Source organism: Streptomyces sp. NPDC005805, assembly GCF_040630445.1.
Taxonomy (GTDB): domain Bacteria; phylum Actinomycetota; class Actinomycetes; order Streptomycetales; family Streptomycetaceae; genus Streptomyces.
In genome coordinates, this window is sequence record NZ_JBEXXN010000024.1 from 72,236 (window position 1) to 97,137 (window position 24,902).

Consider the following 24,902-nt stretch of genomic DNA (forward strand, 5'->3'; position numbering starts at 1 on the left):
GACCGGGGCGGGCGCGGACGGGGCCGACCGGGGGCGCGGCTAGGGTGGCCGCATGAGCATGACGACTCCGCCCGGCTGGTACCCGGACGCGCAGGCGCCCGGCACGGAACGCTGGTGGGACGGCACGGCGTGGACCGCGCACGTCCGCCAGGCCCCGGCCGGGCCCGAGGCACCCGGCGCGGCGGGCGGCTTCGGGGCTCCGCAGCCCGGGGCCGCCGGAGCCGGACCGGGGTTCGGCCCACCGGACGCGTCCGCCCCGCCCGGGGCGGGCTTCGGCCAGCAGTCCGGGCCCGCCCAGCCGGGCTTCGGCCAGCAGTCCGGGCCCGCCCAGCCGGGCTTCGGCCCCGCCCAGCCGGCGGGCCCCGGCGGCTTCGGGCCGCCCGTCGCCCCGGCTCCCGCGTCCGGCGGCGGCTCGCGGCGGACCGTCGCCCCGGTGGCCGCCGGGGCCGTGCTCGTCGCCGCCGTGGTCACCGGCGCGGTCCTCCTCTTCGGCAAGGACGACGAGGACGGCGGACCGGACCCCGTCGCCTCCGGCGGCCCGGAGACCACCGCCTCCGCCCCGGCGTCCCCGGCCCCCGGCGGCTCGGCCACGCCCTCCGCCGCACCCTCGGCGGACCCGGACGAGGGCCGGCTCGTCGACCAGCTCAACGGCGTCAGCCTGCCCATGCCCGACGGCTGGGAGAAGTCCGACCGATTGATCGGCCCGGGCGCCACCATGCACACCGACGCGACCTACGACTGCCCCGGCGGCGGCTCCTCCCTCTGCCGCCACGGCCGCGTCACCTCCCTCAGCGCCACCCCCTCGGCGGACGCCACCACCGCGAAGCAGGTCGCCGAGGCGGACATCGCCAAGGCGGCGGACCAGGCGTACGACGAGGACGTCCTCGGCACCCCCGCCTACGGCGGGCTCCGGGCCCACAAGGTCGTCAAGGCGCAGAACGTCGCCGTCGCCGGGCGGGCCGGATACCTGATCCGCTGGCGCGTGACCACCGGCAAGGGCCCCGGCGGCCACGTCCAGACCGTGGCCTTCCCGTCCACCATCGGCACCGAGTCCATGGTCGTCGTGCGTCTCGCCTTCGACGCGGGCCCCGACGGGCCCGACCTCGCCGAGATGGACGCGATCACCGCCGGAATCCGGCCCATCGGGGCGGCGGGCGACACGAGCGGCGGGGTCGGCAGCAGCATCGGCCCGGGCGACTGACCCCCGGGGGCCGGTCAGAGGAAGGCGCGGCCCTCGCCGCGGTACGTCGGCACGCTCGCCGTGACCCGGTCGCCCTCGACCAGGTGCAGGGTCTCGAACCGCTCGCACAGCTCACCGGCCTTGGCGTGCCGGAACCACACCTTGTCCCCGATCAGCAGATCGTCCGCCGGGGGCCCCAGCAGCGGTGTCTGCACCTCGCCCGCGCCCTCCTGGGGGTCGTAGCGCAGCCCCTGGGGCAGCCACGGCACGGGCGAGCGGTCCGGACCGGCCGCGCCCGAGGCGGGGTAGCCGCCGCCCAGCACCGTCACCACGCCCACCCCGGGGCGGCGCACCACCGGCAGCGCGAACAGCGCGGCCGGACGCCCTTGGAACGAGGTGTAGTTGTCGAACAGGCGCGGCACGTAGAGGCCCGAACCGGCGGCGATCTCGGTCACCGCGTCCTCGGCGGCCGTGTGCTGGACGCTGCCGGTCCCCCCGCCGTTGACGAACTCCAGCTCCGGCTCCACCGCGCGGACGGCCCGCACCACGGCGGCCCGGCGCGCGGCCAGTTCCCGCCGCGCCGCCCGCTGCATCAGCCGCACCGCACGCGACCGCAGCGGGGCCCCGGCCACCGCGTCGCCGACACCGGCCACATGCCCCTCGTACGCCATCAGGCCCACCAGCCGGAAGCCGGGCCGACGGCTCACCGAGCGGGCCAGCTCCGCCAGTTCGGCGGGCTCCCGCAGCGGCGAGCGGCGCGCCCCGACGCGGACCCGGCCGCCGAGCAGGTGCAGCGCGGTGTCCAGCTCCAGACAGACCCGCACCTCCTCCCGGCCGCCCGCGCGCGAGGCGTCGATCAGGTCCAGCTGCGCCACGTCGTCCACCATCACGGTGACCGCGGCGGCGAGTTTGGCGTCCCCGGCCAGCTCCGCGAAGGCGGCGCGGTCGGCCGAGGGGTAGGCCAGCAGCACGTCCTCGAACCCGGCCCGCGCCAGCCACAGGGACTCGGCCAGCGTGTACGACATGATCCCGGCGAAGCCGTCCCGGGCGAGGACCCGCTCCAGCAGGGCCCGGCAGCGCACCGACTTGCTCGCGACCCGGACCGGCTTGCCGCCGGCCCGGCGCACGAGGTCGTCGGCGTTGGCGTCGAAGGCGTCGAGATCGACGATCGCGAGCGGGGCGTCCAGCTGCGCGGTGGCCTTGTCGTAGCGGGCCCGGTCCGTTGCACGGGGAGTCATGGCCCGAGCTTGCCAGACGGGAATACCCCGGGGTAGGGGATGTTCTGGGCAGATCCCCCGGACCCCCGGCCACGGTGACGACCACCCCCCGTGCAGCCCGTTAGAGTGACACGCACGAGCTGACGAACGGGCCTGCCCCGGTGGGTGATCCGCCGGCGGCGAGCGGAAGACCAGGGGGCGGAATGAGCACGGAGGCGCAGCGCCCTTCGGGCGACGGGCCCCCGCCGCGCTCCCGTCTCGCGGACCTGACCCCACCCCCCGCCCGCCCCTCGGACCCGCCGCCTCCACCCGCCCGCCCGGCGGACGGCCCCACCGGCCCGGTCCCGCCGTCCGCGGAAGGCGGCGCCGGGGTGCCCCGGCAGCCCGGCGCGTACGACGGCCCCCCGCGCGGCGAGTCCACCACCCGGCTCCGCCCCCCGAAGCCCCCCACGCGCCCCGCCTCGGGCGCCCCCAGCCCCTCGGGCCCCCCGGCCCACCTCCCCCCGCGCCCGGCGACCGCGCCGGGCACGATCCCGCCGCGCCCACCGGCGGCTCCGGCGGCCCCGGGCTCGGGCGCCGCCCGGCCGCCTGCCGCCGGGGCACCGGCCCCGCGCACCCCGGACGCGCCGGGCCCGGCCGCCGACCGCCGTGTGCCGTCCCCGCCTGCCGGGGCACCGGTGGCCCCGCCGCGTCCGCCCGCCGCCCCCGGCCCGAGCGTGCCCCGGCTGCCTGCCGGCGGGACACCGGCCCCGCGTGCCTCGGACGCACCGGGTCCGGCCGCCGACACGCGAGTGCCGTCCTCGTCGGGCGCTCCTGCCGTGCCCGGGCCCGTGCCGGGTGGGACGTCGTCGCGCCCCCCGGCCGCTGCCGACCGTGCGCCGTCCCCGGCGCCCTCCGGGCCCCCCGCCGCCCCCGGCGAGAGCGCGCCCCGGCCGCCTGCCGGCGCCCCCGCCGGGTCGCCCGCGCGACCCCCGGTCACCCCCGTCGTGCCCGGGCCGCGCCCAACGCTCCCCGGAGTTCCCGGCGCCCCCGGCCCCACCCGCCGCCCCGTCGGGAGTGTCGACATGACGCCCCGCCCCGGGGCGCCCCGGCCCCCCGCGCACGGCTGGGCGGTGCCGCCGGAGACGCCCGCGGAGCTGACCACCCGGCTGCGGCCGGTGCGGAGCCGGCGGCCCGTGCGGGCGGCCGCCGCGGTGGCCTGTGTCGTGCTCGGGCTCGGGCTCATCGGCGGAGCCGCCGCCGGGACCTGGCTGACCGGGGACGGGACCGGCCGGGACGCCGACCGCGACACCTACGCCAAGGTGCGCGGCATGTGGCACAACGTGCCCGTGGACACCCTCTTCCCGCGCACCCTCAAGGGCGCCAAGGCCGGCCCCGGCGGCGCCGAGCGCGTCTGGAACCGGGTCGCCGTCGCGCCCGACTCCGGCTGCGGCCCCGCGCTGGACCCGCTGCTGACCAAGACCCTCCAGCCGGTCGGCTGCGGCCGCGTCGTGCGCGCCACCTACACCGACGCGACCGCCAGCAGCCTCGTCACCGTCGGCCTGGTCTTCACCGAGGCCGACCAGCAGGCCATGCTCGCGCTCCACAACCGCTTCACCACCGAACGCCTCGGCGAGCGCCGGGACCTGATGCCCCGCGCCCTGCCCGCCGAGGGCACCCCCGCCGCCGGGTTCGGCAGCGAACAGCGCGCCAGCTGGACCGTCGACGTGGTCACCGAGGCGCCCGTCGTCGTCTTCGCCGTGTCCGGCTTCGCCGACGGACGCCCCGTCACCGACCCCCAGCCCGCGCAGGCGGCCACCGCGGACGGCGCCACCTCCACCCAGGCCCAGTCCGGCCTGGGCCACGACGCCGCCGGAGTCGCCGCCGCCATCGAGCGCACCCTGCGCACCGCCGCCCGCCAGGCCACGGAGAAAGCCGAATGACGCTCCCGCCGCGCCGCCGGCGCCTCCTCGCCGTGGTCGTCGCCACCGCCTTCGCCGTACTGCCCGCCGCGTCCCCCGCCCACGCCGACACCATCCGCGCCCAGCAGTGGGGCCTGGAGGCCCTGCACACCGACGAGGCGTGGCGGACCACCAAGGGTGAGGGGATCACCGTCGCCGTCCTCGACACCGGCGTGGACGACCGGCACCCCGACCTCGCCGGGGCGGTGCTCCCGGGCAAGGACTTCATAGGGTTCGGCGCCGGCCGCGGCGACCGCGCCTGGGCCCGCCACGGCACCGCCATGGCCGGGATCATCGGGGCCCGCGGCCACGGCCCCGGCCGGGAGTCCGGTGTCCTCGGCATCGCCCCCGAGTCCCGGATCCTGCCCGTCCGGGTGATCCTCGAAGGCGCCGACCCCGCCCGCGACCGGGCCCGCAAGTCACGCGGGACGGCCCTCGCCCAGGGCATCCGCTGGGCCGCCGACCAGGGCGCCGACGTGATCAACCTCTCCCTCGGCGACGACAGCGAATCGGCCCACCCCGAGGCCACCGAGGACGCCGCCGTGCAGTACGCCCTCGCCAAGGGGTCCGTGGTCGTCGCCTCCGCGGGCAACGGCGGCGAGAAGGGGGACCGGATCTCCTACCCGGCCGCCTACCCCGGAGTGATCGCGGTGACCGCCGTCGACCGCTTCGGCACCCACGCCTCCTTCTCCACCCGCCGCTGGTACGCGACCGTCAGCGCCCCCGGCGTGGACGTGGTGATCGCCGACCCGGACCGGAAGTACTACCAGGGCTGGGGCACCAGCGCCGCCGCCGCCTTCGTCTCCGGGGCCGTCGCCCTGGTGCGGGCCGCCCACCCCGACCTCACCCCGGCCCAGATCAAGAAGCTGCTCCGGGACACCGCCCGCAACGCCCCCGAGAACGGGCGGGACGACGCGCGCGGCTACGGCTTCGTCGACCCGGCCGCGGCGATCGAGGCCGGCGGGAAGCTGCGCCCCGCGGACCTCGCCGCCTCCTCCTCCGGCCACAGCCGCCAGTACTTCGGCAAGGGCCCCGACCCCGCCGCCGACGACACCGCGTCCCGGCTGCTCGCCCCGGCGGCCGGGGGCGCGGGCGTGCTGCTCCTGGCGGCGGCGGTCGTCCTGTGGCGCGGCGGCCCCCGCCGCACCACCTGACCGGCCCGGCCGGGCCATCGACGCGGGCCCGGACCCGTTCGGCCCGGACCGGGTTCGGGTCCGGACCCGAGCGGGCCGGGAGCCGCGCGCCGGCGCCCCCGCGCGGACGGCTAGGCTCGACGCGTGGCGCTCAAGAACATCCCCGACCCCGGCTTCTCCGACGACGACGGCACCGCCGACCCGGCCCTGCAAGCGGCGCTCGCCGCCTGGGCCGAGGACCCGGCGGCCGAGGAGCCCGTCCTCACCGCCCTGAAGGGGGCCCGGCTCCTCGTCCCCGTGGTCGCCGTGCTGGGCGAGACCGAGGAGGACCCGGAGACGGGCCTGCGCCGCGAGAAGACCAGCGACATGGCCGTCCCCACCCTCACCGCCGGTGACCGCCGGGCGCTGCCCGCCTTCACCTCGCTCGCCTCGCTGGCGCTCTGGGACCCGGCCGCCCGGCCGGTCGCCGTGCCGCTGCACCAGGCGCTGCGGGCCGCCGCGCACGAGAAGGCCGACACCCTGGTGATCGACCTGGCCGGTCCCGTCACCTACCAGCTCACCGGCCGGGCGCTGCTGGCCCTCGCGGAGGGCCGCACCAGCACGGACCCGCTGGCCGACCCCGCCGTCGCCGAGGCCGTGCGCGAGGCGGTGGCCGGGGAACCGGGCGTGGCACGCGCCCACCTCGTCCCGGCGCGGGACACGGACGGCACCCTCGCCCTGGTCCTGGCGCCGGACGCGGTGCCCGCCGAGGCGGCCCGGCGGGTGGCCGGGGCCCTGGCGGCCCACGACGTACTGAGGGCCCGCCTGGTGAAGGGCCTCGACCTGGCACTGCTGCCGGCCGAGGCGGCCCCACCGGGCGAGCCCCTGTTCGTACGCTCCTGAGTTCCGGGCACCAGTTCCGGGCACCGGCCGCGACGGCCGCGCCCGGTGCCGGGCGGTCAGCCGTAGACCGGACCCGTGTACTTCTCGCCCGGGCCCTGGCCCGGCTCGTCCGGGACGACGGACGCCTCGCGGAAGGCGAGCTGGAGGGACTTCAGCCCGTCCCGCAGCGGGGCCGCGTGGAAGGAGCTGATCTCGGTCGTGCTCGCGTCCAGCAGGCCCGCCAGCGCGTGCACCAGCTTGCGCGCCTCGTCCAGGTCCTTGTGGGCGTCCCCGTCCTCGGTCAGCCCGAGCTTGACGGCGGCGGCGCTCATCAGGTTGACCGCGACCGTGACGATCACCTCGACGGCGGGGACCTCCGCGATGTCGCGGGTCATGGCGTCGAAGTCGGGGGAGTCCGAGGCCGTGGACGAGGCACTGGGGTCGCTGGGGGAGGTCGCGTCACTCATGTCCCACACGATATGCCCCGCCGCACACACGTCCGCCCCCGGATCCGGACGCCCGGCGGCGGCTCCCGGGTGGTTCGCCGCATCCCCCGGGAGCTGCTAACCTTGTGTGACGACCGGCCGGACACGTGTGTGCCCGGCCCGCAAGTGGAGGCTCCGATCTCCCACCTGGCCGCCCTCCGGGCGGCGGGTCACCGGTCAGGCGGCGCCCATCGTTCCGTACGGACGATGGAAGCCGCCCGATGTGCGCCCCGCGATGTCCGCGGCGGTGTTCCGGTACCACGGAGCATTCGCCTGCGTCCCGTCCGGGGCATTTTTCGTGTTCCGGCGCGGTTGGTCTGACGAAACAGACGTTACGCGGCTGTCTGCCAGGCGGTCGTGTGGTGCTACTTAGGAGGATCCATCAGCGCCGAGCCCCGCATCAACGACCGGATTCGCGTTCCCGAGGTGCGACTTGTCGGTCCCAGCGGCGAGCAGGTCGGGATTGTTCCGCTTGCCAAGGCCCTGGAGCTTGCCCAGGAGTACGACCTCGACCTGGTCGAGGTGGCGGCGAACGCCCGTCCGCCCGTCTGCAAGCTCATGGACTACGGGAAGTTCAAGTACGAGTCGGCCATGAAGGCCCGTGAGGCGCGCAAGAACCAGGCGCACACGGTCATCAAGGAGATGAAGCTCCGGCCGAAGATCGACCCGCACGACTACGACACCAAGAAGGGTCACGTCGTCCGGTTCCTCAAGCAGGGCGACAAGGTCAAGATCACGATCATGTTCCGTGGTCGTGAGCAGTCCCGCCCCGAACTCGGCTTCCGTCTGCTGCAGCGTCTCGCTGCGGACGTCGAGGACCTCGGCTTCATCGAGTCGAACCCCAAGCAGGACGGCCGGAACATGATCATGGTTCTCGGCCCGCACAAGAAGAAGACCGAGGCCATGGCCGAGGCGCGTGAGGCCCAGGCCGCACGCAAGGCGGAGCGCCAGGGCTCGCAGGACCAGAGCTCCGACGCACCCGCGGAGAACACGCCCGAGGCGTGAACCGGGGGGCCGCTCCGGCGGCCCCGGGTTCCGCCCGGAACACCCACGACGATCTGACGCTCCCGCAGTCCGGTGCCCGCACCGGGGGAGCGCCACTGATGAGGAGAGAACGGCGCGATGCCGAAGAACAAGACGCACAGCGGTGCCAAGAAGCGCTTCAAGATCACCGGCTCCGGCAAGGTGCTCCGCGAGCGCGCCGGCAAGCGCCACCTGCTCGAGCACAAGTCGTCCCGTCTGACGCGCCGCCTCACCGGCAACGCCGAGATGGCCCCGGGCGACGCCGCGAAGATCAAGAAGCTTCTCGGCAAGTGACGTCCGCCGTCCCCGCCCACGGGGACGGGACGCCTCGACCGGGACCTATTCGTTTCCGGGCCGTGTGATCATGAACCACGGCCCCGCTACAAGGAGTTAACAAGTGGCACGCGTCAAGCGGGCAGTCAACGCCCACAAGAAGCGCCGGGCGATCCTCGAGCAGGCCAGCGGTTACCGCGGCCAGCGTTCGCGCCTGTACCGCAAGGCCAAGGAGCAGGTCACCCACTCCCTGGTCTACAACTACAACGACCGCAAGAAGCGCAAGGGCGACTTCCGTCAGCTCTGGATCCAGCGGATCAACGCCGCCGCCCGCGCCAACGGCATCACCTACAACCGCTTCATCCAGGGTCTGAAGGCCGCCAACATCGAGGTGGACCGCAAGATCCTGGCCGAGCTCGCGGTCAACGACGCCAACGCGTTCGCCGCGCTCGTCGAGGTGGCCCAGAAGGCCCTTCCGAGCGACGTCAACGCGCCCAAGGCTGCCTGACGCTCGTCGAGCCGACCGGACCCGCAGGCCCCCGGGCCTGCGGGTCCGCCGCGTTTCGCCGCGCGCACCCGGCCCGTCCGGCCAACGTGTTTCGCCGCGCGCACCCCGCCCGGGTCCGCCCGCGCATCGCGCACGTCCGCCCCGCCCCACAGCCCGTCCGACCGAGTCAGAGAGCCGCAGGCGCAGATGCCCACCCCCGAGCCGATCTCCCCGCGTTCCCCCCGCGTCACCGCCGCCCGGCGCCTCGCCAAGCGGAACTTCCGAGGGAAGGACCGGCTGTTCATCGCCGAGGGCCCGCAGGCCGTCCGTGAGGCCGTCGCCCACCGCGGGCCCACTGGGGAGCCGACCCTCGTCGAACTCTTCACCACCGCCGAGGCCGCCGAGCGGTACGCGGAGATCGTGGACGCGGCCCGCGCGGCCGGCGCCCGGGTCCATCTCGCCGACGCCGCCGTGCTCGCCGAGGTGTCCCAGACCGTCACCCCGCAGGGCCTCGTCGGCGTCTGCCGCTTCCTCGACTCGCCGTTCGAGGACATCCTCGCCGCCCGCCCCCGGCTCGTCGCCGTCCTCGCCCACGTCCGGGACCCCGGGAACGCCGGGACCGTGCTGCGCTGCGCGGACGCCGCCGGCGCCGACGCCGTCGTCCTCACCGACGCCTCCGTGGACCTCTACAACCCCAAGTCCGTGCGCGCCTCGGTCGGTTCGCACTTCCATCTGCCGGTCGCCGTCGGCGTCCCCGTCGAACGGGCCGTCGCCGGACTGAAGGACGCCGGGGTCCGGGTGCTGGCCGCCGACGGCGCGGGCGACGACGATCTCGACGCCGAACTGGACGCCGGCACCATGAGCGGCCCCACCGCCTGGGTCTTCGGCAACGAGGCCTGGGGCCTGCCCGAGGAGACCCGGGCGCTCGCCGACGCCGTCGTCCGCGTCCCCATCCACGGAAAGGCCGAGTCGCTGAACCTGGCCACCGCCGCCGCCGTATGTCTCTACGCCTCGGCGCGTGCCCAGCGCGGGGGACGCGGCACCGCCTGAGGGGCGAGGAGGACCACCCGCTCGGGGAGGACCACTCGCTCAGGGGGTCCGCGGCGTCACTTTCAGCTAGTAGGGTGACGTGCTCGGGGCCCACTCGGAAGCGGAGAGGTGGGATTACGGGGCATGACCGTGGGGACCAGCAGGACCGACCGGACACCGGAGGCCGTCCTGCGCCGCACCGGAGCCGCCGACGCGCCCGCGATCGACCCGGACGACCTCCCGGACGGGCTCGTCGTCGCGGACGAGACCGGCCGCGTGGTCTGCTTCAACGAGGCCGCCGCGCGCCTGACCTCCGTGCCCCCCTCCCGGGCCCTCGGCGCCCCCCTGGAGACCGCCCTCCCCCTGGAGGACCTCAAGGGCCGTCGCTGGTGGGCCCTGACCGACCCCTACGGCGGGCTCAGCACCCGCGTCGCCCAGCCCGAGCGGAACCTGCTCCTCCCCGGCGGCCGGGAGGTCCTGGTCGCCGCCCGGTACGTCCGCGACAGCCCCACCGGGCCCGTGCGCCGGGTGGTCGTCACCCTGCGCGGCACCGAGGCCCGGCGCCGCACCGAGCGCAGCCACGCCGAGCTGATCGCCACCGTCGCCCACGAACTGCGCTCCCCGCTGACCTCCGTCAAGGGCTTCACCGCCACCCTGCTGGCCAAGTGGGAGCGGTTCACCGACGACCAGAAGCGGCTGATGCTGGAGACCGTCGACGCCGACGCCGGCCGCATCTCCCGGCTGATCGCCGAACTCCTCGACATCTCCCGCATCGACTCCGGCCGCCTGGAGATCCGCCGCCAGCCCGTGGACATGCCCGCCGCCGTGCGCCGGCACGTCCAGGCCCATATCGCGGGCGGCCAGGACCCCGACCGCTTCGCCCTGCGTATCGGCCCCGCGCTGCCCGGCCTGTGGGCCGACCCCGACAAGGTCGACCAGGTCCTCGGCAACCTCCTGGAAAACGCGGTGCGCCACGGCGAGGGAACCGTCACCATCGAGGTGGCGCCGGTTTCGGCGGACGACGACGAGAAAGGCACGGCGGTCACCGTGAGCGACCAGGGCCCCGGCATCCCCGAGGAGTCGATGGGCCGTGTCTTCACCCGCTTCTGGCGGGGGAGCAAGCGCGGCGGCACCGGCCTGGGCCTCTACATCGTCAAGGGCATCGTCGAGGCGCACGGCGGGACGATCACCGTCGGGCGCGGCCCCTGCGGCGGTGCCGAGTTCCGATTTACCCTGCCCGTCGGCACCCCGGCCCACCTCCTCTGAGCGGCCGCCGGGCGGCCCACGGGCTCATCCGCCTCCCACCACCCCGTTAGACTCGGCCTTTGGCACCTTTGCGTCCTCGGTCGTCCCTGGTCGACGTGCGGGGTCCCCAGCCAGCCCATTCGGAAGTACGGGAAGAGATGTCCGCACCCAATAAGTCGTACGACCCCGTCGAGGTCGAGGCACTGAAACCGGAAGAGATCGAGCGCATGCGGGACGAGGCGCTCGCCGCCTTCGCCGCCGCCGACTCGCTCGACGCGCTCGCCCACGCGAAGACCGCGCACACCGGTGGCACCTCGCCCCTCTCCCTCGCCAACCGTGAGATCGGCGCGCTGCCCCCGCAGGCCAAGGCCGAGGCCGGCAAGCGCGTCGGCCAGGCCCGCGGCCAGGTCAGCAAGGCGCTCGCCGCCCGCCAGGCCGAGCTGGAGGCCGAGCGCGACGCCCGCGTCCTCGTCGAGGAGGCCGTCGACGTCACCCTGCCGTACGACCGCGTCCCCGCCGGCGCCCGCCACCCGCTCACCACGCTCTCCGAGCGCATCGAGGACGTCTTCGTGGCCATGGGCTACGAGGTCGCCGAGGGCCCGCAGGCCGAGGCCGAGTGGTTCAACTTCGACGCCCTCAACATCGGCCCGGACCACCCGGCCCGCGGCGAGCACGACACCTTCTTCGTGAAGGGCGCGGAGGACGGCGCCGACTCCGGCGTGGTGCTGCGCACCCACACCTCGCCCGTGCAGATCCGCTCCCTCATCGACCGGGAGCCCCCGGTCTATGTGATCTGCCCCGGCCGGGTCTACCGCACGGACGAGCTGGACGCCACGCACACCCCCGTCTTCCACCAGGTCGAGCTGCTCGCCGTGGACGAGGGCCTGACCATGGCCGACCTCAAGGGCACCCTGGACCACATGGTGCAGGCCCTGTTCGGCGAGGGCATGAAGACCCGGCTGCGGCCCAACTTCTTCCCGTTCACCGAGCCGTCCGCCGAGATGGACATGGTCTGCTACGTCTGCCGCGGCGAGTCCGTCGGCAACCCGGACCGCCCCTGCCGCACCTGCTCCAGCGAGGGCTGGATCGAGCTGGGCGGCTGCGGCATGGTCAACCCGAAGGTCCTCACGGCCTGCGGCGTCGACCCCGGGAAGTACAGCGGATTCGCCTTCGGGTTCGGCATCGAACGGATGCTGATGTTCCGCCACAACGTCGAAGACATGCGAGACATGGTCGAGGGTGACGTCCGGTTCACCCGGCCGTTCGGGATGGAGATCTGATGCGGGTCCCGCTTTCCTGGCTGCGGGAGTACGTCGACCTGCCGGCGACGGAGACCGGCCGCGACGTGCAGGCCAGGCTGATCGCCGCCGGCCTGGAGGTCGAGACGGTCGAGCAGCTCGGCGCCGGCCTCAAGGGCCCCCTGGTCGTCGGACAGGTGCTGACCATCGAGGAGCTGGAGGGCTTCAAGAAGCCGATCCGCTTCTGCACCGTCGACGTCGGAGGGGCCAACGGAACGGGCGAACCGCAGGAGATCGTCTGCGGCGCCCGGAACTTCGCCGTCGGCGACAAGGTCGTCGTGGTCCTCCCCGGCGCCGTCCTCCCGGGCGACTTCGCCATCTCCGCGCGCAAGACGTACGGCAGGACCTCGCACGGCATGATCTGCTCCGGCGACGAGCTGGGCATGGGCGACGACGGCTCCGGCGGCATCATCGTGCTGCCGCCGGAGGTCGAGGTCGGCACCGACGCGATCGAACTCCTCGAACTCGTCGACGAGGTCCTGGACATCGCCGTCACCCCCGACCGCGGCTACTGCCTGTCGATGCGCGGCGTCGCCCGCGAGACCGCCACCGCGTACGGGCTGCCGCTGCGCGACCCGGCGCTGCTGGACGTGCCCGCGCCCAACTCCTTCGGGTACCCGGTACAGGTGTCCGACCCGATCGGCTGCGACCGCTTCACCGCGCGCACCGTCGTCGGTCTGGAGCCCGAGGCGCGCTCCCCGATCTGGCTCAGGCGCCGCCTCCAGAAGGCGGGCATGCGCCCGATCTCGCTCGCCGTGGACATCACCAACTACGTGATGCTGGAGCTGGGCCAGCCGCTGCACGCCTACGACCGCTCGCGCGTCGACGGGCCGATCGGCGTCCGCCGCGCCGAGCAGGGCGAGAAGCTGACCACCCTCGACGGCACCACCCGGGTGCTCGACGCCGAGGACCTGGTCATCACCGACAACCGCGGCCCCATCGGGCTCGCGGGCGTCATGGGCGGCGCCGACACCGAGATCGCCGACCACGAGGACGCCGCCGGCGCCAGCACCGAGGTCGTCATCGAGGCCGCGCACTTCGACCCGGTCGCCATCGCCCGCACCGCCCGCCGGCACCGGCTCTCCTCCGAGGCGTCCAAGCGCTTCGAGCGGGGCGTCGACCCGGAGGCCGCGGCCGCCGCCGCGCAGCGCACCGTCGACCTGCTGGTCCTGCTGGCCGGCGGCACCGCCGAGGGCGGCGTCACCCAGCTCGTGACGCCCTCCGCGCCGCGCACCGTCACCCTGCCGGCCGACCACCCGGACCGGGTGGCGGGCGTCGCCTACGGGCGGGAGACCGTGGTCCGCCGCCTCCAGGAGGTCGGCTGCGACGTCTACGGCCAGGACGAACTGGTCGTCACCGTCCCCTCGTGGCGGCCGGACCTCGCCGCGCCGAACGACCTCGCGGAGGAGGTCATCCGGCTGGAGGGCTACGAGAACCTGCCCTCCACGCTGCCGACCCCGCCGTCCGGCCGCGGTCTGACCGCCCGTCAGCGGCTGCACCGTCGTGCCGGGCGCGCGCTGGCCGGCGCCGGATACGTCGAGGCGCCGAACTACCCCTTCCTCGGCGAGCAGGTCTTCGACCAGCTCGGCCTGGACGCCGACGACGCCCGCCGCCGGGTGGTCACCCTCGTCAACCCGCTCTCCGACGAGGAGCCGGCGCTGCGCACCACGCTGCTGCCCGGCCTGCTCGCGGCCCTGCGCCGCAACGACGGCCGGGGCAGCCACGACCTGGCCCTCTTCGAGACCGGGCTGGTCTTCCGGCCGACCGGCGAGGAGCGGCCCGCGCCGCTGCCGCCCGTCGACCGGCGGCCCACGGCCGAGGAGATCGCCGCGCTGAACGCGGCCCTGCCGCGCCAACCGCGCCGCGCCGCGGTCGTCCTCGCGGGCGCCCGTGAGCAGAACGGCTGGTGGGGCAAGGGCCGCCCGGCCGACTGGGCGGACGCGGTGGAGGCCGGGCGGCTGCTCGGCCGGGAGGCCGGCGTCGAACTCGTCGTCCGCGCCGACCGGCACGCCCCCTGGCACCCGGGCCGCTGCGCCGCGTTCTACGCGACGGTGGACGGCGAGGAGACCCTCGTCGGCCACGCGGGCGAGCTGCACCCGCGGGTCGTCAAGGCGCTGCACCTGCCCGAGCGCACCTGTGCGATGGAGCTGGAGCTCGACCTGTTGGAGCAGGCGGGCGGCGAGGCGGTCGAGGCCCCCCGGATCTCGGCCTTCCCGGTCGCCACCCAGGACGTCGCCCTGGTCGTCGCCGACGAGGTCCCGGCGGCCGACGTCGAGTCCGCGCTGCGCGAGGGCGCGGGCGAACTGCTGGAGTCCATCCGGCTGTTCGACGTCTTCACCGGCGAGCAGCTCGGCGAGGGCCGCAAGTCCCTCGCGTACGCGCTCCGCTTCCGCGCCCCCGACCGCACGCTGACGGTCGACGAGGCGACGGCCGCGCGCGACGCGGCGGTGGCGCTGGCCGCCGAGCGCACGGGAGCGGTCCTCCGGGGCGTCTGACGCCCTTCCGCCCTTGAGGGGTGCGCCCGGCTCACCGAGCCGCGCGCACCCCTTCGGCATGCGGGGCGGGGTGCGGGACGCTCCGGGCCGGCGGGGCCCCGGTTTGACCTTGACACGATGACAAGGTCTTCACTGCTTCCCCAGGAGGTGGTCCCGATGACCGAGACGAAGCAGGACCCGGAGGTGGCGCGGGCGCTGCGGGGACTGGCGGACGGCCGCGCCCCGGTGCGGCTGAGGACGGCTCTGGCGGCCGGCGCGGCGCCCCGGCCGTGCCTGGTCGCCCCCCTCGTCGAACGCTGCGCCGTCGAACCCGACTTCTTCGTCCGCGACATGCTGACCTGGGCACTCACCCGCCACCCGGTGTCCCTGACCCTCCCCGCGCTGCTGCGCGAGGTCCGCTCCGACCGGGCGCAGGCCCGCGGCCAGGCGCTGCACACCCTCTCCAAGGTCGCCGACCGGCGGGCGTACCCGGCGATCACCCCGGCCGTGCTGGCCGACCCGGACGAGGAGGTCGCGCGGAGCGCCTGGCGGGCCGCGGTCGTGCTCGTGCCGGACGAGGAGCGAGCCGCCCTGGCGGCCGTGCTGGCCGCGCAGTTGGGGCGCGGCGGGCAGCCGACGCGGCTCAGCCTCAGCCGGGCGCTCGTCACGCTGGGGGAGGAGGCCGTGCCGGTGCTGGACGCCGGGGCCGCGGCCGCCGACCCCCGGGTGCGGGCGCACGCGCTCGCCACGCTGCGGCTGCTGCACGACCCGGACGCGGGGTTCGCGGCGGCGATCGAGGAGGCCAGGCGCGTCGTGGCGCTCGCCGGCGCCCCCGGGACGGACGAGGAGCACCGTGCTGATCGGTGAGGTGGCGCGACGGTCCGGGGTGAGCGCGCGGATGCTCCGGCACTACGAGTCGCTCGGCCTGGTGCGGCCCTCGGAACGCACGGGCTCGGGCTACCGGGAGTACGCGGCCGAGGACATCCGGCGGATCTTCCACATCGAGAGCCTGCGGTCCCTGGGGCTCTCGCTCCGCGAGATCGGACTCGCGCTCGACGACCCCGGGTTCGCGCCCGCGGCGCTCGTCGGGGACCTCGTCCACCGGACGCGCGAGCGCATCGCGGCCGAGACCGAACTGCTCCGGCGGCTCGACCGCATCCGGGCCGCGGACCCCGGCGACTGGGAGGACGTCCTCCAGGTCGTCGCCCTCCTGCAGGGACTGGGTTCGGCGAGCGCCGGAACCCGCCAGCGGGCCGCCCTCGCCTCGGTGGGCGGGGTGCCGGTGGAGGCCCTGGTCGAGGCGGCGCTGAGCGAGTCGGACCCGTATGTCGCGGGGGCCCTGCGGTGGGCGCTGGCACGATCGGACGCCGACGGCGCCGGGCCGCTGCTGGCCCGGGGTCTGCGCTCGCCGGTGGCCGCGGTCCGGGAGCGCGCCGTCCAGGCCCTCGCCGAACTGCCGGGCCCCGAGGCCACCGAGGGGTTGCGGGTGGCCCTCGCCGCCCCGGACGCCCGGGTCCGGGGCCACGCGGCCGTCGCCCTCGGCGGGCGGGGCGAGGCCGACGCGGTCCCCGAACTCGTCGAGATGATCGTGGCGGGCCGGAACGACACCGACGCGGCCGACGCCCTCGGCGTCCTGGCCGCCGACGCGACGGCGGCGGACCGGCTGGCGACCGCGCTCACGGACCGCATCGCCCGCCCCGCGACCCCGCCGTCCGCCCGGGGCCGGCTGACCCAGGCCCTCGCGGGCATCCCGGGCCCGGCGGCCACCCGGACCCTCACGGAGCTGTCCCGGGACACGGACCGTGCCGTGGCGGGGACCGCGGTGTACCTCCTACGGCTGCGCGAGTCGCGGTGACGGGCCGCCCCGGGTGCCTGTGCGCGGCTGAGGCGGTCCCGCGCCCGCCGCGCGGTGCGGCGTGCTCGGGGCGCCGGGAGGGGCCAGGGGGAAGACGCCCTCCCGGCTCCGCGCGCAGGACCCGCCCCGGGCCCGCGCGGCAGGGAGTCGCAGCCGGTGCCGCCCGGCCTGCCACGGAGTGTCGGGCAGATCGGCAGGGCGGGCGGCACGAGAGGGGCCGCCGTGCTGTACGAGGGGGAGCCGGCGGCCCGGCTGCCTCTTTCCGAGAGGACCGAGTCAACCGCCTCGCCGCCCCGCGCGGGAGCGTGCGAAAGCAGTGGAAAAGGACGCACGATTCACACCCCGTGCGAATCCTCCTCCACTAGGCTGACGCGGACCGAGGGAAGGGGAGGGGACCCCATGCAACCCAACGTCCTGCTCGACGCGCTGCTCCACGAAGCGGGCGTCTCCCACGCCGGTCTGGCCGCCCGGGTCAACCAGGCGGGCCGGGCCCGCGGGCTCTCCCTGCGCTACGAACACACCGCCGTCGCCCGGTGGTTGAAGGGCCAGCGCCCCCGCGGCCAGGTCCCCGACCTGATCTGCGAGGTCCTCGCCGCCCGCCTGCACCGCCCCGTCCACCTCGCCGATGCCGGCCTCGCCGCCTCCGGCGCGGCGGACGGCACCGGCAGCGCCTCCCTCTCCGGTTTCGTCGACCGGGCCAGCGCCCTCTGGCGCTCCGACGAGCAGCAGCGCCCGCATGTCGTCGACGCCCCCGCCGTCACCGGAACCCCCGCCGTCATCCCGGTGTGGGAGTGGGAGAACCCGCCGGAGGACGCCGATGTCTCCCGGGACGGCGCCGGCCGGGTCAGCGCCGCCGACGTGGAGATGCTGCGTTCCGCCCGCGCCCACTACGAGCTGATGTACCGCCGGGCCGGCGGCATCGCCACCCGCGCCCGGGTGGTCGGCTTCCTCAACGCGGAGACCGCGCCCCTGCTGCGCGGCACCTACGGCGACGCGCTCGGCCGCCGGCTGCACCGCGCCGCCGGCGGGCTGGTCGCCGTCGCCGGGATCTGCGCGTACGACTCCGACGCCCAGGGCCTGGCCCAGCGCTACTTCCACCAGGCCCTGCGCCTCGCCAAGGCGAGCGGCGACCGGCGGCTGGGGGCGTACGTCGTCGCGCTGCTGGTCAATCAGTCGCTGTTCCTGTCGGAGCACCGCCAGGCGGTCGCCTTCGCGGAGGCCGCGCTGCGTTCGGCGGGCGGGCAGATCACCCCCGCCCTGGCGGCCGACCTGTACGCGATGCAGGCCAAGGCGTACGCCCACCTCGGTGACGGCGCGGGCGCGACCGCCTGCATCCGCCGGGCCGAGTCGGAAGCGGACCGCATCCGCCCCGGCGCCGAACCGGACGAGACGGGGTACGTCCAGCCGGGCCTGGTGGACGTCCAGGTCGCCGAGGCCCTGCTCAGCCTGGGCGACCTCGCCCCCGCCCGCGCGCACGCGACCGCCGCCGTGGACACCCCCGCCCACGACCGCGGCCGGGTCCACCGGCTCGCCATGCTCACCCAGATCGAGCTGCGCCAGGGCGAGCCGGACCGGGCCGCGGGCACGGCGGCCGAGATGCTGGAACGGGCCCGGGGCATGGAGTCGCGGCGGCTGCGGGACCGGCTGCGGAGCGTCCGCGACCACCTCGCGGCGAGCGGCTGCGCGGAGGCGGCGGAGGCCGCCGGGCACATCGACGGGGCGCTGCGCGTCCCCCTGTGAGGCGCGTGGTGGGCCCAGGGGGCGTCGTCGGCCGATTTCGCTCCGGCGCCGATTCCCCTGACGGCCCGCTGCTGCTGCCATGTTGCCACCGACGAGTCGGAAGGTGGCAGAAACGTGCAGTGGACGAAATTAAGCGAACAGACCATCTATGAGAACCCGTGGTTCCGGGTCAACCTCGCGGACGTCGCCCTCCCGGACGGCCGGCACCTCGACCACTTCCTCATCCGGCTGCGGCCCGTCGCGGTCGCGACCGCCGTCAACGAGGCGGGCGAGGTCCTGATGCTCTGGCGGCACCGGTTCATCACGGACAGCTGGGGCTGGGAGCTGCCCGCCGGGGTGGTCGAGGACGGCGAGGACATCGCCGCCGCGGCGGCCCGCGAGATGGAGGAGGAGACCGGCTGGCGCCCCGGCCCCCTGCGTCATCTGCTGACCGTCGAGCCCTCCAACGGGCTGAGCGACGCCCGCCACCACCTCTACTGGAGCGAGGAGGCCACCTGGACCGGCCCGCCCCGGGATGCCTTCGAGTCCTCCCGGCGCGAGTGGGTGCCGCTCAAGCTGGTGCCCGACATGATCGCCCGCGGCGAGATCCCGGCCGCGAACATGGCCGCCGGCCTGCTGATGCTTCACCATCTGCACCCGCACCTGGGCTGAGGCGCGAACGGCCCGGGCGGGGACCCCACCCGGGCCGTCGGCGTCAGGAGCTTCAGGAGTAGACGTAGAAGCCCGAACCGGTCTTCCGGCCCAGCCGCCCCGCGTCCACCATCCGCTGGAGCAGCGGCGGGGCCGCGTACAGCGGCTCCTTGAACTCGGCGTACATCGAGTCCGCGACCGAGGCGACCGTGTCCAGACCGATCAGGTCGGACAGCTTCAGCGGCCCCATCGGGTGGGCGCAGCCCATCTCCATGCCGTTGTCGATGTCCTCACGGCTCGCGATGCCCGACTCGAACATCCGGATCGCGGAGAGCAGATACGGGATGAGCAGCGCGTTCACGACGAAGCCCGAGCGGTCCTGGGCGCGGATCGGGTGCTTGTCCAGCACCTGCTGCACCACGGCCTCGGAGCGCTTGATCGTCTCCTCGGAGGTGGTGAGCGCCGGGATCAGCTCGACCAGCTTCTGCACGGGCGCCGGGTTGAAGAAGTGGATGCCGATGACCTGGTCCGGGCGCGAGGTCGCGACCGCGAGCTTCACCAGCGGGATGGAGGAGGTGTTGGAGGCGAGAATGGCGTCCGGCCGGGTCACCACCTGGTCGAGGACCTGGAAGATCTCCGTCTTCACCTGCTCGTTCTCCACGACGGCCTCGATGACGAGGTCGCGGTCGGCGAACTCCCCGAGGTCGGTCGTGAAGGAGAGCCGGGCCAGGGTGGCGTCCCGCTCCTCCTCGGTGATCTTGCCGCGCTCGGCCGCCTTGGTCAGGGAGTTGTGCAGCCGGGTGCGGCCGATCTCCAGCGCCTCGCCGGTGGTCTCGGCCACCATCACCTCGAGGCCGCTGCGGGCGCACACCTCCGCGATGCCCGCGCCCATCTGGCCGCAGCCCACCACTCCGACGCGTGCAATGTCGGCCATTGAGTCCGTCACCTCATGCCTTTCGATGGTCTTCACCCGGCGGGTCCCCCGTACGGTTCCGGCGCCCGCCGATCCACGACGTTACTCCGGATGCGTGGATGCCCGGGCGTCAGGGGCGGGCATGCTCCCCGGGCACGGGTCGGCGGAGGCCGGCATCCCGGCACAGAAGGAGGCGGGACAATGGGGCGAATCGGGAGAAGAGGGTTCGTGGTGACGGCCGCGGCGGCGCTCACCGCCCTGGCCGCGGCGGGCGACGCGGCGGCCACGGGCCGCCCGGGACCGGCGCCACGGCACGGACCGGGCGCCCCGCCCGGCGGGCCGCGCGCCGACCGGGACTTCCGCGGCATGTGGCTGGCGAGCGTCGCCAACCGCGACTGGCCCTCCGCGCCCGGCCTCCCCGCCGCCGAGCAGCGCGCCGAACTGCTCGCCCATCTCGACACGGCGGTGGACCGGCGGCTGAACACGGTCGTCTTCCAGGTCCGCCCCACGGCCGACGCGCTGTGGCCCTCGCCCCATGAGCCGTGGAGCCAGTACCTCACCGGCACCCAGGGCCGCGACCCCGGCTGGGACCCCCTCGGCACCGCCGTGGCGGAGGCGCACGCCCGGGGCCTCGAACTGCACGCCTGGTTCAACCCCTACCGGGTGGCCCTGCACGCCGACCCGTCCCGCCTGGTCGCCTCGCACCCGGCGCGCCGCCACCCGGAGTGGGTGGTCCCGTACGGCGGGAAGCTGTACTACAACCCGGGCCTTCCCGAGGTGCGGTCCTTCGTCCAGGACGCGATGACGGACGCGGTGCGCCGCTACGACATCGACGCGGTCCACTTCGACGACTACTTCTACCCGTACCCCGTGGCCGGGGAGCGGTTCGACGACGACGCCGCGTGGGAGCGGTACGGCTCGGGCCACCCGGACCGGGCGGCCTGGCGGCGGGCCAACACCGATCTGCTGATCCGGGAGATGCGCGAGCGCGTCCGGGGCCTGAGGCCCGGCGTCCGCTTCGGCATCAGCCCGTTCGGCGTCTGGCGCAACGCCGCCACCGACCCCCTCGGCTCCCGCACCCGGGCGGGCGTGCAGACCTACGACGATCTGCACGCCGACACCCGCGCCTGGGTCCGGGAGGGCCGGATCGACTATGTGGTCCCGCAGATCTACTGGCACCGGGGCTTCGCCGCCGCCGACTACGACGTCCTCGTGGACTGGTGGTCCGAGGTCGCCGCGGGCACGGAGACGGACCTGTACATCGGGGAGGCGCTCTACAAGGCCGGGGCCGCGGGCCAGCCCGCGCCCTGGCAGGACCCGGCGGAGCTGTCCCGGCACCTCGCCTACGCCGCCGGGCGGGAGGAGGTGGCCGGTCACTGCTTCTTCTCGGCGCTGGAGGTGCGGGACGACCCGATCGGCGCGATGGCGCGGGTGGTCGCGGACCACTACCCGGGGCGGACGCGCGGCGGGCACCGCCGCTGAGCACAGGGGCGGGAACGGGCGGCGCGGGGCCCGCGAGCCCCGCGCCGCCCGGTCCGCTCAGCTCTTGTCGTGGTGCTGGACGGTGCAGTCGGGACCGGGGGACAGCACCGCCTCGTGGCCGTCGTCGAAGCGGACCCGGAAGGGCGGACTGCCCTTCTGCCCGAGCACTTCGAGGACTTCGGCGGACTTGTCGTGCTCTCCCACGGTCCTGCCGTGGACCAACAGGGTGTCGCCTACGTTCGCTTCCATCGGGAGTGACCTCCTCGACGTGTCCCGTTCGGTGGTGGCCGGTCCATTCGAGTCTACGGCGGACCGCCCCGCCCGGCTCCGCGCGTCCCCCGGCGGCAGCCGCCCCTCAGGCCCGCGCCCGCTGGGTGACCGCGATGCACACCAGCACCCCGGCCGCGGCCGCCGGCGCGGCCGGGGAGAGGTCCTCCCCGAGCAGGGCCACCGCCCACACCAGGGTGAGCAGCGGCTGCGCGAGCTGGAGCTGACTGGCCCGGGCGATCCCGATGCCGGCCATGCCCCGGTACCAGACGTACAGCCCGAAGAACTGCGAACCGGCCGCGACCCAGAGCAGGCCCGTCAGCCCCCGTGCCGTGAGGTCGACCGGCTCGAAGGCGAAGGCGACGGCCGAGCCGGCGGCGCACAGCGGCAGGCAGAGCACCAGCGCCCAGCCGATCACCTGCCACCCGGGCATCACCGCGGCGAGCCGGCCGCCCTCCGTGTACCCGGCCGCGCAGACCAGCAGCGCCCCGAAGAGATACAGGTCCCCGGTGTGCAGGGCGCCGCCGCTCTGCTGGACGGTGAACGCGAGGACGACGGCGGCCCCGGCGAGGGCCGCGGCCCAGAAGGTCCGCGACGGCCGCCGCCCGGTGCGCAGGGCCGCGAACACACTCGTCGTCAGGGGCAGCAGCCCGACGACGACCGCAGCGTGCGCGGAGGTCGACGTGCGCAGCGCCAGCGTGGTCAGCAGCGGGAAGCCGACGACCACCCCGCCGCCGACCACCGCGAGCCCGGCCCAGTGGCGGCGGTCCGGGACGGGGACCCGCAGCGCCAGCAGGAATCCGCCCGCCAGCAGCGCGGCCAGCACCCCGCGGAAGGCGACCAGCGACCAGGGCCCGAAGGAGTCCAGCCCCCAGACGGTGGCCGGGAAGGTCAGGGAGAAGGTGACGACGCCGAGCCCGGCGAGCAGAGTGCCGGTCCGCGCGTCCACCGGCGAGGGTCCAGTGGCCGGACCGAGGGCGGAACGCTCGTCGACCGCTATCGGGGCGAGAGGGATAGCGCTATTCTGTGCTCTCATGCACGAGCGTAGCAGTGTGGTGGAACTGGCGGATCTCCTGAAGAAGGAGCTGGAACGCTATCCGGTCGGTGGAAAGCTTCCGTCCAGCCGGGAGCTGGTCGAACGCCACCGCGTCTCCCCGGTGACGGTCTCCCGGGCCCTCGCCCGGCTCGTCGCCGAAGGGCTCGTGGTGACCCGGCCGGGCGCCGGGGCCTTCCGCGCCGAACCGGCCGCCGCGCCCCCGCCCGGGGACACCTCCTGGCAGGAGGTCACCCTCAGCGCGGACGCCGCCGCCGAGGTCGTGCCGCGCGCCGTGGACGCCTCCGGCGTCCTCGTCACCCTGGCCGCACCCCCGCCGGGCGTCATCGAGTTCAACGGCGGCTATCTGCACGCCTCCCTCCAGCCGGAACGCGCCCTGGCCGCCGCCCTCGCCCGGGCCGGCCGCCGCCCCGGCGCCTGGTCCCGGCCACCCGCCGACGGCCTCCCCGAACTGCGCGAGTGGTTCGCCCGCGGCACCGGGGACACCCTCGGCCCGGCCGACGTCCTCGTCACTTCCGGCGGCCAGGCGGCCCTGACGACCGCACTGCGGGCGCTCGCCCCACCCGGCGCGCCGGTCCTCGTGGAGTCGCCCACCTACCCCGGGATGCTCGCCATCGCCCGCGCCGCCGGACTGCGCCCGGTCCCCGTGCCCGTGGACACGGACGGGCTCCGCCCGGACCTGCTCTCCGCCGCGTTCCGCGCCACCGGAGCGCGGGTGGTGGTCTGCCAGCCCCTGTTCCAGAACCCCACGGGAGCCGTCCTCGCCCCTGCCCGGCGCGCGGAACTGCTGCGGATCGCGCGGGAGGCGGGCGCGTTCGTGGTCGAGGACGACTTCGCCCGCCGGCTCGTCCACGAGGGCGCGGGCACCCTGCCGAGGCCGCTGGCCGCCGACGACCGGGACGGCGTCGTGGTGCACGTCGGCTCGCTCACCAAGGTCACCTCGCCCAGCCTGCGCGTCGGGATGCTCGGCGCCCGGGGCCCGGTCCTGGAGCGGCTGCGCGCGATCCATGTCGTGGACACCTTCTTCGTGCCCCGGCCCCTCCAGGAGGCGGCCCTCGAACTGGTCGGCTCGCCCGCGTGGAGCCGTCATCTGCGGTCCGTGTCGGCCGAGTTGAGGACCCGCCGGGACGCCCTGGCCGCCGCGCTGCGGCTGCGGCTGCCGGACCTCGACCTGCCGCACGTCCCGGCCGGCGGACACCATCTGTGGCTGCGGCTGCCCGACGGCGCGGACGAGTCCGCCCTCGTCGGGGCCGCGCTCCGCGCCGGGGTGGCCGTCGCCCCCGGGCGTCCCTACTTCTGCGCCGAGCCGCCCGCCGGGCACATCCGCCTGAGCTTCGCCGCCGTGGCCGGCCCCGCGGAACTCACGGAGGGCGTGCGCCGGCTGGCGACGGCGTACGGCGGGCCGCCGCGCTGACCCCGCCGGCCGGGCGCCGTCCCGGGCCGCCGTGCTGACCGGTCCGGCCGGGTCGCCCGGGCCGTCGCGCTGACCCCGCCGGCCGGGCGCCGTCCCGGGCCGCCGTGCTGACCGGTCCGGCCGGGTCGCCCGGGCCGTCGCGCTGACCCCGCCGGCCAGGTGCCGTCCCGCCGACCGGGCGCCGTCCCGGCCCCGGCGACCCCTTGACCAGGGGCCCGCCGACCAGCACCATCACGCCATGAGTGTCCGGGTCACCTTGGTCGCCGCGGCGCGCAGCTCCTCGCTGCTCACCGAGCGGTTCGACGACGACCGGCCGCTGGACCAGGCGGGCTGGCACGAGGTCCAGCTCGCCGCACACGCCCTCGTGCCGCTGAGCTCCGCCGAGCTGCGCTACTGCTCGCCGACCACCCGCAGCCGCGCCACCGGCGAGGCCCTCGGCTTCGCGCCCATCGCCCAGCCCGCCCTGCGCGACTGCGACATGGGCCGCTGGCGCGGCTGGACCCTGGCCGAGGTCACGGCCCGCGAACCGGACGCCGTCGACGCCTGGCTCTCCGACCCGCGCAGCGCGCCGCACGGCGGGGAGCCGCTGCTGACCTTCATCTCCCGGATAGGGGGCTGGCTGGACACCCGGCCCGGCGACGTGGGCGGCGCGATCGTCGCCGTCGCCGAACCGGCGGTGGTCCGCGCCGCGTTCGTCTACGCTCTCCGGGCCCACCCCTCGATGTACTGGCAGGTCGACGTCCGCCCCCTGTCCACCGTCACCCTCACCGGCAGCCCCGGCCGCTGGCACCTCCGTCTGGAGGCGGCGGCCTGAGAAAGTGTTGGGTAATTGATCAACTGCTGCTTGTAGTCGACGGTGGTGATCTTCGCGGTCTGAGAGTTCGCGAAGATCACCGTCATGT

General features: G+C 75.6%; 23 protein-coding genes. 18 read left to right on the plus strand and 5 right to left on the minus strand.

Features of this window, described 5'->3' with window-relative positions:
* Positions 1-52 precede the first annotated feature (52 nt).
* Positions 53-1,201 carry a DUF2510 domain-containing protein gene (locus ABZ457_RS16120; protein ID WP_359158156.1) on the plus strand — a complete coding sequence of 383 codons (1,149 nt, stop codon included), beginning with the start codon at positions 53-55 and terminating at the stop codon, positions 1,199-1,201.
* 14 nt (positions 1,202-1,215) lie between these two features.
* Here the strand turns inward: ABZ457_RS16120 and ABZ457_RS16125 are convergent, their stop codons facing one another.
* Entirely contained in the window at positions 1,216-2,418 is a 1,203-nt protein-coding gene (locus ABZ457_RS16125; RefSeq protein WP_359158157.1) for an amino acid deaminase/aldolase, read from the minus strand.
* Between the two features lie 1,043 nt (positions 2,419-3,461).
* Between ABZ457_RS16125 and ABZ457_RS16130 the strand changes: the two genes are divergently transcribed.
* The 3 genes from ABZ457_RS16130 (at position 3,462) to ABZ457_RS16140 (ending at position 6,352) form a co-directional block, all read left to right on the plus strand.
* On the plus strand, positions 3,462-4,319 hold the full coding sequence (locus ABZ457_RS16130; RefSeq protein ID WP_359158159.1) for a hypothetical protein: 858 nt from the start codon (positions 3,462-3,464) through the stop codon (positions 4,317-4,319).
* A complete protein-coding gene (gene mycP, locus ABZ457_RS16135) occupies positions 4,316-5,491 on the plus strand; it encodes a type VII secretion-associated serine protease mycosin (RefSeq protein ID WP_359158160.1) in 1,176 nt (391 codons plus the stop codon). Before ABZ457_RS16130 ends, mycP begins: the two co-directional genes overlap by 4 nt.
* A gap of 123 nt (positions 5,492-5,614) precedes the next feature.
* Positions 5,615-6,352 carry an SseB family protein gene (locus ABZ457_RS16140; RefSeq protein ID WP_359158161.1) on the plus strand — a complete coding sequence of 246 codons (738 nt, stop codon included), beginning with the start codon at positions 5,615-5,617 and terminating at the stop codon, positions 6,350-6,352.
* A gap of 56 nt (positions 6,353-6,408) precedes the next feature.
* On the opposite strand, the gene ABZ457_RS16145 is transcribed toward ABZ457_RS16140, so the two are convergent.
* A complete protein-coding gene (locus ABZ457_RS16145; protein ID WP_359158162.1) occupies positions 6,409-6,798 on the minus strand; it encodes a DUF1844 domain-containing protein in 390 nt (129 codons plus the stop codon).
* A 375-nt stretch (positions 6,799-7,173) separates the two neighbouring features.
* Between ABZ457_RS16145 and infC the strand changes: the two genes are divergently transcribed.
* The 11 genes from infC to ABZ457_RS16200 all read left to right on the plus strand — a co-directional run bounded on the left by infC (position 7,174) and on the right by ABZ457_RS16200 (position 18,891).
* Positions 7,174-7,821 (plus strand): translation initiation factor IF-3, encoded by a 648-nt coding sequence (gene infC, locus ABZ457_RS16150; RefSeq protein WP_078521664.1) that lies wholly within the window; start codon positions 7,174-7,176, stop codon positions 7,819-7,821.
* 117 nt (positions 7,822-7,938) lie between these two features.
* A complete protein-coding gene (gene rpmI, locus ABZ457_RS16155) occupies positions 7,939-8,133 on the plus strand; it encodes a 50S ribosomal protein L35 (protein WP_018848956.1) in 195 nt (64 codons plus the stop codon).
* 103 nt (positions 8,134-8,236) lie between these two features.
* Positions 8,237-8,620, plus strand: a complete 384-nt coding sequence (rplT, locus tag ABZ457_RS16160) for a 50S ribosomal protein L20 (protein WP_016642495.1) — start codon at positions 8,237-8,239, stop codon at positions 8,618-8,620.
* A 186-nt stretch (positions 8,621-8,806) separates the two neighbouring features.
* Positions 8,807-9,649: an RNA methyltransferase gene (locus tag ABZ457_RS16165; protein ID WP_359158164.1), complete on the plus strand. Its 843-nt coding sequence runs from the start codon at positions 8,807-8,809 to the stop codon at positions 9,647-9,649.
* 123 nt (positions 9,650-9,772) lie between these two features.
* The gene (locus tag ABZ457_RS16170; protein WP_359158166.1) at positions 9,773-10,894 is read left to right on the plus strand and encodes an ATP-binding protein; all 1,122 of its coding nucleotides are present in this window, start codon (positions 9,773-9,775) and stop codon (positions 10,892-10,894) included.
* 137 nt (positions 10,895-11,031) lie between these two features.
* On the plus strand, positions 11,032-12,153 hold the full coding sequence (pheS, locus tag ABZ457_RS16175; RefSeq protein WP_359158168.1) for a phenylalanine--tRNA ligase subunit alpha: 1,122 nt from the start codon (positions 11,032-11,034) through the stop codon (positions 12,151-12,153).
* Positions 12,153-14,666, plus strand: a complete 2,514-nt coding sequence (pheT, locus tag ABZ457_RS16180) for a phenylalanine--tRNA ligase subunit beta (RefSeq protein WP_359158169.1) — start codon at positions 12,153-12,155, stop codon at positions 14,664-14,666. Before pheS ends, pheT begins: the two co-directional genes overlap by 1 nt.
* 156 nt (positions 14,667-14,822) lie before the next feature.
* On the plus strand, positions 14,823-15,512 hold the full coding sequence (locus tag ABZ457_RS16185; RefSeq protein WP_359158170.1) for a HEAT repeat domain-containing protein: 690 nt from the start codon (positions 14,823-14,825) through the stop codon (positions 15,510-15,512).
* The gene (locus ABZ457_RS16190; protein WP_359158172.1) at positions 15,499-16,500 is read left to right on the plus strand and encodes a HEAT repeat domain-containing protein; all 1,002 of its coding nucleotides are present in this window, start codon (positions 15,499-15,501) and stop codon (positions 16,498-16,500) included. The genes ABZ457_RS16185 and ABZ457_RS16190 overlap by 14 nt, the downstream gene beginning before the upstream one ends.
* A gap of 399 nt (positions 16,501-16,899) precedes the next feature.
* Complete coding sequence (locus tag ABZ457_RS16195) at positions 16,900-18,240, plus strand: transcriptional regulator (protein WP_359158173.1); 1,341 nt, start codon at positions 16,900-16,902, stop codon at positions 18,238-18,240.
* Between the two features lie 114 nt (positions 18,241-18,354).
* A complete protein-coding gene (locus ABZ457_RS16200; RefSeq protein ID WP_359158174.1) occupies positions 18,355-18,891 on the plus strand; it encodes an NUDIX domain-containing protein in 537 nt (178 codons plus the stop codon).
* Between the two features lie 52 nt (positions 18,892-18,943).
* Here the strand turns inward: ABZ457_RS16200 and ABZ457_RS16205 are convergent, their stop codons facing one another.
* Positions 18,944-19,804: a 3-hydroxybutyryl-CoA dehydrogenase gene (locus ABZ457_RS16205; RefSeq protein WP_359158176.1), complete on the minus strand. Its 861-nt coding sequence runs from the start codon at positions 19,802-19,804 to the stop codon at positions 18,944-18,946.
* A 180-nt stretch (positions 19,805-19,984) separates the two neighbouring features.
* Here ABZ457_RS16205 and ABZ457_RS16210 point away from each other — a divergent pair, with 180 nt between their 5' ends.
* A complete protein-coding gene (locus ABZ457_RS16210) occupies positions 19,985-21,265 on the plus strand; it encodes a family 10 glycosylhydrolase (protein ID WP_359158177.1) in 1,281 nt (426 codons plus the stop codon).
* A gap of 57 nt (positions 21,266-21,322) precedes the next feature.
* Here ABZ457_RS16210 and ABZ457_RS16215 read toward each other — a convergent pair whose 3' ends face one another.
* Both ABZ457_RS16215 and ABZ457_RS16220 read right to left on the minus strand, forming a co-directional pair.
* Positions 21,323-21,514 (minus strand): DUF1918 domain-containing protein, encoded by a 192-nt coding sequence (locus tag ABZ457_RS16215; RefSeq protein ID WP_359158179.1) that lies wholly within the window; start codon positions 21,512-21,514, stop codon positions 21,323-21,325.
* A gap of 106 nt (positions 21,515-21,620) precedes the next feature.
* Positions 21,621-22,568, minus strand: a complete 948-nt coding sequence (locus tag ABZ457_RS16220) for a DMT family transporter (protein WP_359158180.1) — start codon at positions 22,566-22,568, stop codon at positions 21,621-21,623.
* Here ABZ457_RS16220 and ABZ457_RS16225 point away from each other — a divergent pair.
* Positions 22,567-24,000, plus strand: a complete 1,434-nt coding sequence (locus ABZ457_RS16225) for a PLP-dependent aminotransferase family protein (protein ID WP_359158181.1) — start codon at positions 22,567-22,569, stop codon at positions 23,998-24,000. The genes ABZ457_RS16220 and ABZ457_RS16225 overlap by 2 nt on opposite strands.
* Before the next feature lie 238 nt (positions 24,001-24,238).
* Entirely contained in the window at positions 24,239-24,814 is a 576-nt protein-coding gene (locus ABZ457_RS16230) for a histidine phosphatase family protein (RefSeq protein ID WP_359158182.1), read from the plus strand.
* The last annotated feature ends 88 nt before the right edge of the window (positions 24,815-24,902 follow it).

Excerpts from the sequence above, each read along its gene's own strand:
- rpmI (WP_018848956.1), top strand. The coding sequence starts at position 7,939 with ATGCCGAAGAACAAGACGCACAGCGGTGCCAAGAAGCGCTTCAAGATC.
- ABZ457_RS16185 (WP_359158170.1), top strand. The coding sequence starts at position 14,823 with ATGACCGAGACGAAGCAGGACCCGGAGGTGGCGCGGGCGCTGCGGGGA.
- ABZ457_RS16195 (WP_359158173.1), top strand. The coding sequence starts at position 16,900 with ATGCAACCCAACGTCCTGCTCGACGCGCTGCTCCACGAAGCGGGCGTC.
- mycP (WP_359158160.1), top strand. The coding sequence starts at position 4,316 with ATGACGCTCCCGCCGCGCCGCCGGCGCCTCCTCGCCGTGGTCGTCGCC.
- ABZ457_RS16230 (WP_359158182.1), top strand. The coding sequence starts at position 24,239 with ATGAGTGTCCGGGTCACCTTGGTCGCCGCGGCGCGCAGCTCCTCGCTG.
- ABZ457_RS16205 (WP_359158176.1), bottom strand. The coding sequence starts at position 19,804 with ATGGCCGACATTGCACGCGTCGGAGTGGTGGGCTGCGGCCAGATGGGC.
- ABZ457_RS16120 (WP_359158156.1), top strand. The coding sequence starts at position 53 with ATGAGCATGACGACTCCGCCCGGCTGGTACCCGGACGCGCAGGCGCCC.
- ABZ457_RS16165 (WP_359158164.1), top strand. The coding sequence starts at position 8,807 with ATGCCCACCCCCGAGCCGATCTCCCCGCGTTCCCCCCGCGTCACCGCC.
- ABZ457_RS16225 (WP_359158181.1), top strand. The coding sequence starts at position 22,567 with ATGCACGAGCGTAGCAGTGTGGTGGAACTGGCGGATCTCCTGAAGAAG.
- ABZ457_RS16130 (WP_359158159.1), top strand. The coding sequence starts at position 3,462 with ATGACGCCCCGCCCCGGGGCGCCCCGGCCCCCCGCGCACGGCTGGGCG.
- ABZ457_RS16125 (WP_359158157.1), bottom strand. The coding sequence starts at position 2,418 with ATGACTCCCCGTGCAACGGACCGGGCCCGCTACGACAAGGCCACCGCG.
- ABZ457_RS16210 (WP_359158177.1), top strand. The coding sequence starts at position 19,985 with ATGGGGCGAATCGGGAGAAGAGGGTTCGTGGTGACGGCCGCGGCGGCG.
- ABZ457_RS16170 (WP_359158166.1), top strand. The coding sequence starts at position 9,773 with ATGACCGTGGGGACCAGCAGGACCGACCGGACACCGGAGGCCGTCCTG.
- ABZ457_RS16145 (WP_359158162.1), bottom strand. The coding sequence starts at position 6,798 with ATGAGTGACGCGACCTCCCCCAGCGACCCCAGTGCCTCGTCCACGGCC.
- pheS (WP_359158168.1), top strand. The coding sequence starts at position 11,032 with ATGTCCGCACCCAATAAGTCGTACGACCCCGTCGAGGTCGAGGCACTG.
- pheT (WP_359158169.1), top strand. The coding sequence starts at position 12,153 with ATGCGGGTCCCGCTTTCCTGGCTGCGGGAGTACGTCGACCTGCCGGCG.
- ABZ457_RS16220 (WP_359158180.1), bottom strand. The coding sequence starts at position 22,568 with ATGAGAGCACAGAATAGCGCTATCCCTCTCGCCCCGATAGCGGTCGAC.
- ABZ457_RS16215 (WP_359158179.1), bottom strand. The coding sequence starts at position 21,514 with ATGGAAGCGAACGTAGGCGACACCCTGTTGGTCCACGGCAGGACCGTG.